We start from the raw sequence: 5,816 nt of genomic DNA, 5'->3' as shown, positions 1-5,816 counted from the left end.
TTGAGAACTCAATAGTGTGCCATGTTTGTTGACACCGATTTTTTATGAATTGGTGAATGGTTTTTGGTGGGTGCACCCCCGTGTGCCTGCTGAGGACAGTTTGCCGGGATTCTTGTAACTTGGTGCAGCCCTTCCCTTGTTTTCCCTTGGGTTGTTGGTTGTGTCTGTATTTTTTTACGGAGAGTTTGATCCTGGCTCAGGATGAACGCTGGCGGCGTGCTTAACACATGCAAGTCGAACGATGACCCCGGTGCTTGCACCGGGTGATTAGTGGCGAACGGGTGAGTAACACGTGAGTAACCTGCCCCCGACTCTGGGATAAGCCCGGGAAACTGGGTCTAATACCGGATATTCACTTCCTTCCGCATGGGAGGTGGTGGAAAGATTTTATCGGTGGGGGATGGACTCGCGGCCTATCAGCTTGTTGGTGGGGTAATGGCCCACCAAGGCGACGACGGGTAGCCGGCCTGAGAGGGTGACCGGCCACACTGGGACTGAGACACGGCCCAGACTCCTACGGGAGGCAGCAGTGGGGAATATTGCACAATGGGCGAAAGCCTGATGCAGCGACGCCGCGTGAGGGATGACGGCCTTCGGGTTGTAAACCTCTTTCAGTAGGGAAGAAGCGAAAGTGACGGTACCTGCAGAAGAAGCGCCGGCTAACTACGTGCCAGCAGCCGCGGTAATACGTAGGGCGCAAGCGTTATCCGGAATTATTGGGCGTAAAGAGCTCGTAGGCGGTTTGTCGCGTCTGCCGTGAAAGTCCGGGGCTCAACCCCGGATCTGCGGTGGGTACGGGCAGACTAGAGTGATGTAGGGGAGACTGGAATTCCTGGTGTAGCGGTGAAATGCGCAGATATCAGGAGGAACACCGATGGCGAAGGCAGGTCTCTGGGCATTAACTGACGCTGAGGAGCGAAAGCATGGGGAGCGAACAGGATTAGATACCCTGGTAGTCCATGCCGTAAACGTTGGGCACTAGATGTGGGGGACATTCCACGTTTTCCGCGTCGTAGCTAACGCATTAAGTGCCCCGCCTGGGGAGTACGGCCGCAAGGCTAAAACTCAAAGGAATTGACGGGGGCCCGCACAAGCGGCGGAGCATGCGGATTAATTCGATGCAACGCGAAGAACCTTACCAAGGCTTGACATGGGCCGGATCGCCGCAGAAATGTGGTTTCCCCTTTGGGGCCGGTTCACAGGTGGTGCATGGTTGTCGTCAGCTCGTGTCGTGAGATGTTGGGTTAAGTCCCGCAACGAGCGCAACCCTCGTTCCATGTTGCCAGCACGTAGTGGTGGGGACTCATGGGAGACTGCCGGGGTCAACTCGGAGGAAGGTGGGGACGACGTCAAATCATCATGCCCCTTATGTCTTGGGCTTCACGCATGCTACAATGGCCGGTACAATGGGTTGCGATACTGTGAGGTGGAGCTAATCCCAAAAAGCCGGTCTCAGTTCGGATTGGGGTCTGCAACTCGACCCCATGAAGTCGGAGTCGCTAGTAATCGCAGATCAGCAACGCTGCGGTGAATACGTTCCCGGGCCTTGTACACACCGCCCGTCAAGTCACGAAAGTTGGTAACACCCGAAGCCGGTGGCCCAACCCCTTGTGGGAGGGAGCCGTCGAAGGTGGGACCGGCGATTGGGACTAAGTCGTAACAAGGTAGCCGTACCGGAAGGTGCGGCTGGATCACCTCCTTTCTAAGGAGCAACTAACACCGCTTCCCCGGACACGGGTTTGGGTGGTGGTGTTCAGTGTTTGCCCGTTTCTGCCACTTGTGTTGGCAGGCGGGTGCTCATGGGTGGAATGTCAACGAATCATGGCCTGGGATCCGCGGATCCCGGTGATCCAGTACGCACCCCCTTTTTTCGGGGTGTTGGAACGATGCCGGGGGATGCGAATGGTCTTCGGGTCTTTGGCACACTGTTGGGCCCTGAAACAACAGGCCCGCTTCCCCTGCCCGGTGTGGTGGGGGTGGTGGTCTTTTGTTTTGGCTCCCGCGCATGGCCTAAACCACGCACGAGCACCTCTTTGTCGGGGGTGGTGTGTGGTGGTGGGTGTGACGGGGTTGTTGTTTGGGAACTGCATAGTGGACGCGAGCATCTTGCAAGGACAACGCGCATTTGTTCTGCCTGCCCTTTGGGTGGGTGGCATTTTTTGTGTGTTGTGTTTGCGAAAGCAATTATTTGAGAATCCCCAACACGCCTTTTGGGGGTGTTGGTGGTTCTCTCGATCTAATGCTCTTGTGGAACGACCTTTTTGTGGTCAAGTTTTCAAGGGCGCATGGTGGATGCCTTGGCATCAGGAGCCGAAGAAGGACGTGGGAATCTGCGATAAGCCTGGAGGAGTCGATAACCGGACGTTGATTCCAGGATTTCCGAATGGGGAAACCCCGCACGGCGTCATGTCGTGTGACCCGCAGCTGAACACATAGGCTGCGTGGAGGGAACGCGGGGAAGTGAAACATCTCAGTACCCGCAGGAAGAGAAAACAACAGTGATTCCGTGAGTAGTGGCGAGCGAAAGCGGATGGGGCTAAACCGTTTCATGTGTGATAGCCGGCGGGCGTTGCATGGACGGGGTCGTGGGACCAGCCATTCCAGTTCTGCCGGGCTGGAGGAGTGAGGTGCGGGTGCATAGGCGAACCGGTTTGAAGGCCGGACCATAGGGGGTGTTAGTCCCGTAGCCGTAATGTTCTCCGCCGCTTTGTGTTGGCATCCCAAGTAGCACGGGGCCCGAGAAATCCCGTGTGAATCCGCCAGGACCACCTGGTAAGCCTGAATACTTCCTGATGACCGATAGCGGACAAGTACCGTGAGGGAAAGGTGAAAAGTACCCCGGGAGGGGAGTGAAATAGTACCTGAAACCATGTGCCTACAATCCGTCGGAGCCACCTTGTTGTGGTGACGGCGTGCCTTTTGAAGAATGAGCCTGCGAGTTAGTGCCGTGTCGCGAGGTTAACCCGTGTGGGGTAGCCGTAGCGAAAGCGAGTCTGAACAGGGCGTTCAGTGGCGCGGTCTAGACCCGAAGCGAAGTGATCTACCCATGGCCAGGTTGAAGCGTGTGTAAGAGCGCGTGGAGGACCGAACCCACTTCAGTTGAAAATGGAGGGGATGAGCTGTGGGTAGGGGTGAAAGGCCAATCAAACTTCGTGATAGCTGGTTCTCCCCGAAATGCATTTAGGTGCAGCGTTGCGTGTTTCTTGCCGGAGGTAGAGCGACTGGATGGCTAATGGGCCCTACAAGGTTACTGACGTCAGCCAAACTCCGAATGCCGGCAAGTCAGAGCGTGGCAGTGAGACTGTGGGGGATAAGCTTCATAGTCGAGAGGGAAACAGCCCAGAACGCCAACTAAGGCCCCCAAGCGTGTGCTAAGTGGGAAAGGATGTGGAGTTGCGAAGACAACCAGGAGGTTGGCTTAGAAGCAGCCATCCTTGAAAGAGTGCGTAATAGCTCACTGGTCAAGTGATTCCGCGCCGACAATGTAGCGGGGCTCAAGCACACCGCCGAAGTTGCGTCATCCAGGTGAATAGGCAGGCCTTCGTGGTCCAGCCGCCTGGGTGGGTAGGGGAGCGTCGTGCCGGCAGTGAAGCCACGGTGTGAACCAGTGGTGGAGACGGCACGAGTGAGAATGCAGGCATGAGTAGCGAAAGACGGGTGGGAAACCCGTCCGCCGAATGATCAAGGGTTCCAGGGTCAAGCTAATCTGCCCTGGGTGAGTCGGGACCTAAGGCGAGGCCGACAGGCGTAGTCGATGGACAACGGGTTGATATTCCCGTACCGGTGAAGGACCGTCCCTACCGGACTGGCGATGCTAACCGCCCCAAACACCCACCATCCTTCCTTCGGGAAGGGTACCGGGTGCGCGGCGCGGGACCCGAGCCAGCGAGGTCAACGTATTAACAGGTGTGACGCAGGAAGGTAGCCGGGCCAGGCAATGGAATCGTCCTGGTCCAAGGGTGTAGGCCGAACGGTAGGCAAATCCGCCGTTCACTGATGGTTGAGACCCGATAGGCGCCCACCACTGGTGGGTGATCCGGTGATCCTATGCTGCCAAGAAAAGCATCGACGTGAGGTCCAAGCCGCCCGTACCCCAAACCGACACAGGTGATCAGGTAGAGAATACCAAGGCGATCGAGAGAATCATGGTTAAGGAACTCGGCAAAATGCCCCCGTAACTTCGGGAGAAGGGGGGCCCCAACCTTGAACACCACACGCTGGTGGGAGGGGATCGGGGCCGCAGAGACCAGGGGGAAGCGACTGTTTACTAAAAACACAGGTCCGTGCGAAGTCGCAAGACGATGTATACGGACTGACTCCTGCCCGGTGCTGGAAGGTTAAGAGGACCGGTTAGCCCCCTTGCGGGGCGAAGCTGGGAATTCAAGCCCCAGTAAACGGCGGTGGTAACTATAACCATCCTAAGGTAGCGAAATTCCTTGTCGGGTAAGTTCCGACCTGCACGAATGGAGTAACGACTTCCCCGCTGTCTCAACCATGAACTCGGCGAAATTGCACTACGAGTAAAGATGCTCGTTACGCGCAGCAGGACGGAAAGACCCCGAGACCTTTACTATAGTTTGGTATTGGTGTTCGGTGCGGCTTGTGTAGGATAGGTGGGAGACGTTGAAGCGGGCACGCCAGTGTCCGTGGAGTCATCGTTGAAATACCACTCTGGCCGTACCGGATTCCTAACTTCGGCCCATGATCTGGGTCAGGGACAGTGCCTGATGGGTAGTTTAACTGGGGCGGTTGCCTCCTAAAGAGTAACGGAGGCGCCCAAAGGTTCCCTCAGCCTGGTTGGCAATCAGGTGGCGAGTGTAAGTGCACAAGGGAGCTTGACTGTGAGAGTGACAGCTCGAGCAGGGACGAAAGTCGGGACTAGTGATCCGGCGGCACGTTGTGGAACGGCCGTCGCTCAACGGATAAAAGGTACCTCGGGGATAACAGGCTGATCTTGCCCAAGAGTCCATATCGACGGCATGGTTTGGCACCTCGATGTCGGCTCGTCGCATCCTGGGGCTGGAGTAGGTCCCAAGGGTTGGGCTGTTCGCCCATTAAAGCGGTACGCGAGCTGGGTTTAGAACGTCGTGAGACAGTTCGGTCCCTATCCGCTGCGCGCGCAGGAAATTTGAGAAGAGCTGTCCTTAGTACGAGAGGACCGGGACGGACGAACCTCTGGTGTGTCAGTTGTACTGCCAAGTGCACCGCTGATTTGCTACGTTCGGAAGGGATAACCGCTGAAAGCATCTAAGCGGGAAGCCCACTTCAAGATGAGATTTCCATACACATTCGGGTGTGAGAGGCCCCCAGCCAGACCACTGGGTTGATAGGCAGGATGTGGAAGCGGGGACCAAAGACCCGTGGAGCTGACCTGTACTAATAGGCCGATGACTTACACCACAAAAACACCACACACCATGGGTGTGTGGGCAAGAATGCTGCGTCCACTATGCGGTTGCGGGACAACAACCCACAACCAGCCACACCACCCCCACCACAGGGGACCCCCCACACAATGGGGGCCACCAGGGCCGGGTGTGGGGCAACCCACCCCCACGGGGGTCGGTTCCGGCTGGAAGGCGGGACTACAATAGAATCAAGCAAGCACCAACGCACCCCCAACCACTTGGGGGAGGCACACGGTAACTGGTTTTCCCACCACACCCCCCAAGGGGTGTCAGGATCGGGTAGAAGAGTTACGGCGGTCATAGCGTGGGGGAAACGCCCGGTCCCATACCGAACCCGGAAGCTAAGACCCACAGCGCCGATGGTACTGCACTCGGGAGGGTGTGGGAGAGTAGGACGCCGCCGGACCA

At 57.2% G+C, this 5,816-nt stretch carries 3 rRNA genes; all 3 read left to right on the top strand.

From position 1 onward, the window contains the following. The first annotated feature begins 173 nt into the window (after nt 1-173). Nucleotides 174-1,702 (top strand): 16S ribosomal RNA (locus AB8M85_RS17390). 563 nt (nt 1,703-2,265) lie between these two features. After that, a 23S ribosomal RNA gene (locus AB8M85_RS17385) occupies nt 2,266-5,401 on the top strand. A gap of 296 nt (nt 5,402-5,697) precedes the next feature. After that, nucleotides 5,698-5,814: ribosomal RNA gene (rrf, locus tag AB8M85_RS17380) — 5S ribosomal RNA — on the top strand. Together the 16S, 23S and 5S rRNA genes form the textbook arrangement of a ribosomal RNA operon. The last annotated feature ends 2 nt before the right edge of the window (nt 5,815-5,816 follow it).

It is taken from the genome of Arthrobacter sp. JSM 101049, assembly GCF_041679245.1.
Lineage (GTDB): Bacteria > Actinomycetota > Actinomycetes > Actinomycetales > Micrococcaceae > Arthrobacter_H.
The sequence above is the reverse complement of the archived record's forward strand: the minus strand, read 5'-3'. Positions and strand labels throughout refer to the sequence as shown.